The organism is Terriglobales bacterium (assembly GCA_035624455.1).
Lineage (GTDB): Bacteria > Acidobacteriota > Terriglobia > Terriglobales > Acidobacteriaceae > DASPRM01.
In genome coordinates, this window is sequence record DASPRM010000145.1 from 1 (window position 1) to 2891 (window position 2891).

Here is a 2891-nt window from a genome sequence, read left to right on the forward strand (position 1 = left end):
ACGGTGGCAGATTGGATTTCCTGCACGTCGACGAGGTTGGTGGGATAGCGGCCGGTGTAGCAGGCTGTGCAGTAGTTGGTTCCTTCCCCGTCCGCGCAAGCCTTCTTCAAGCCTTCCAGAGAAAGATACGCGAGTGAATCGGCGCCGATGAATTGCCGGATCTCCTCGGGACTCTTGTTGGCCGCGATGAGGTCTTTCTTGTGCGGCGTATCCACACCGTAATAACAGGGCGAAATAGTGGGCGGGCAGGAAATCCGCATGTGGACTTCCTTCGCACCGGCTGCGCGGATCATGCGAACAATCTTCTTGCTGGTGGTGCCGCGGACGATGGAGTCGTCAATCAGAATCACCCGCTTTCCTTCGAGCACGCTGCGCACGGGGTTAAGCTTCAGTCTGACCCCGAAATCGCGGACGCGCTGCTCCGGCTCGATGAAGGTTCGCCCGACATAGTGGCTACGAATGAGCCCTACGCGATAGGGAATACCGCTCTCAGCTGCAAAGCCAATGGCCGCCGGCACACCGGAATCGGGGACTGCGACCACGATATCGGCGTCTACCGGCGCTTCACGGGCCAGCTGGCGGCCGAGCTCTTCCCGGCTGAGCGACACGGATCGACCGAACACTATGCTGTCAGGCCGCGAAAAATAGACATGCTCAAAGATGCAGCTCGACTGCGGCCTGGCAGGAGCATAGAAGCGGGAATGAATACCTTCGGAGTCGACAACAACGAGCTCGCCCGGCTTGACGTCGCGCTCCAGTTCGGCTCCGGTGAGATCAAACGCCGTCGTCTCCGAAGCAAATACGATGGCGTCTCTCCGCAGATGATCGCCTGCGGGAATGCGGCCCAGCGAGAGCGGGCGAAAACCGTAGGGATCACGCACGGCGAAGATGCGGTCACGGGTGGTAATCACCAGCGAGAAGGCGCCTTGGATGCGGCGCAGGGCATCGGCAACCGCGTCCGGGAGGGTGTGCTCGCGCGAGTGCGCGATAAGGTGAACGATCACTTCGGTGTCGCTGGTGGTCTGGAAAATAGAGCCGTCGCGCTCGAGGCGGGAACGCAGTTCCAAAGCATTGGTCAGATTGCCATTGTGTGCCAGAGCCATCTGGCCCTTATTGCAATCCACCAGGATGGGCTGGGCGTTGAGTAAAGCCGAGTCTCCGGCCGTGGAATAGCGAGTGTGACCGATAGCCTGGGTTCCGGCCAGCTTCTGCAGGACGTCCTCGGTGAAGATTTCCACGACCAGGCCCATCTGTTTGTGCAAGCGCAGACGCTCACCATCGGAAGCGACGATGCCGGCCGACTCCTGACCGCGATGCTGGAGGGCATGCAACCCTAGATAAGCCACGGTGGAAGCTTCGGGGTGGCCATAGACTGCGACCACGCCGCATTCTTCCCGGAATTTGTCCAGCTTCGGCATGCTTGGCTCCACTCAGCTTTTTTCCAGAATCTCCGGAACCAGGTGTTCCGCTGTCTCGGTATGCAGGGCCTTTTCCAGCGCACTTGCCCAGGCAGACTTCAATTCCGAAATCGGCGCGGACACCACGAGGTTGCCACTCATTGAAATGTCTAACTTTTCGGTCTGGGTTTCGCCGATCAGGTCTGCCGCGACGCCGTGTTTACCCGCTGTTTCTTTGATTCCCGCAACATGGGCGGGGTCGCAGGAAAGCACGATTCGGCTGGCATCTTCGCCAAACAAAACGTAGGCAGGGGGCAGATCGCCTGCCGGGAGGTCAACCCGGGCTCCCAGGTTGTTCAGGAAGCCAGATTCGGCCAGCGCCACGGCCAGCCCGCCTTCGGAGCAGTCGTGCGCCGAATCGGCCAGACCAGCCCCGATGATCTCGACAACGCACCTTTGCAGGGCTGCCTCTTTTTCCAGCTCCAGTGCTGGTGGGAATCCCCATATCTGGCCGAGGATTTCCCTGGCGTACTCTGAAGAGCCGAACTCTATCTCGGCATCGGTAAGGTCGCCTGGTTCCGATGCACGCAGCAGCACAATACTGCGGCCAGCAGACTGGAAATGCGGCGTCTTCATGCGATCCAGATTTTCGAGCAGGCCGACCACGCCAAGGACGGGAGTCGGGTAAATGCCTTCGCCCAGAGTTTCGTTGTAGAAGCTGACATTGCCGCCGGTGATTGGGATCTCAAGCTCCTCGCAGGCGCTCCGCATGCCATCGATAACCTGCGAGAACTGCCACATAATGTGCGGCTTTTCGGGATTTCCAAAATTGAGGCAATTGGTGGCGGCAGCCGGGGTCGCTCCAGTGCAGGCCACATTACGGGCGGCTTCCGCCACGGCGTGCATAGCTCCCAGGCGAGGATCGAGCCAGCACCAGCGGCCGTTGCCATCGAGCGCCATAGCGAGACCGCGGTCAGTTCCCTTCACACGGATCACACCAGCATCTCCGCCAGGACGTTGCACCCCAGTGAGCTGCACATAGGATTCGTATTGCTCGGTGATCCAGCGCTTCGAGCAGATGTTCGGGCTGGCGAGAAGCGCCTTCAGATCGGCGGCGAGGTCGGAGTCGCGATCGAGGCTGACGCCATCCGGCAGCTCGCGCGGAACTGGCGTCTCCCAGCGCTCCATGGGGCGGTTGTAAACCGGGGCCTCATCGGTGAGAGCGGAATTGGGAATTTCTGCAACCAGGCTGCTGTGCTGCAGCACGCGCAGCTTGCCATCACTGGTGACTCGGCCAACAGTGACTGCGTCCAACCCCCATTTCTGGAAGACACGCGCTACCTCTTCTTCGCGCCCTTTCTCCGCCACCAGCAGCATGCGTTCCTGGGACTCGCTGAGCATGATCTCGTAGGCGCTCATGCCAGTTTCGCGCTGGTGAACGAGGTCTAGTTCAATTTCGATGCCGACGTGACCGCGAGCGCCCATCTCGCAGGT

2 protein-coding genes are annotated in these 2891 nt (G+C 60.4%); both read right to left on the reverse strand.

Annotated elements, in window-relative coordinates:
- Nucleotides 1-1418: amidophosphoribosyltransferase (purF, locus tag VEG30_16295; GenBank protein HXZ81489.1), on the reverse strand; the 1418-nt coding region annotated here is incomplete at its 3' end.
- Between the two features lie 12 nt (nucleotides 1419-1430).
- Nucleotides 1431-2891, reverse strand: a 1461-nt coding sequence (locus VEG30_16300; GenBank protein ID HXZ81490.1) for an AIR synthase-related protein, incomplete at its 5' end; no start/stop codon positions are given.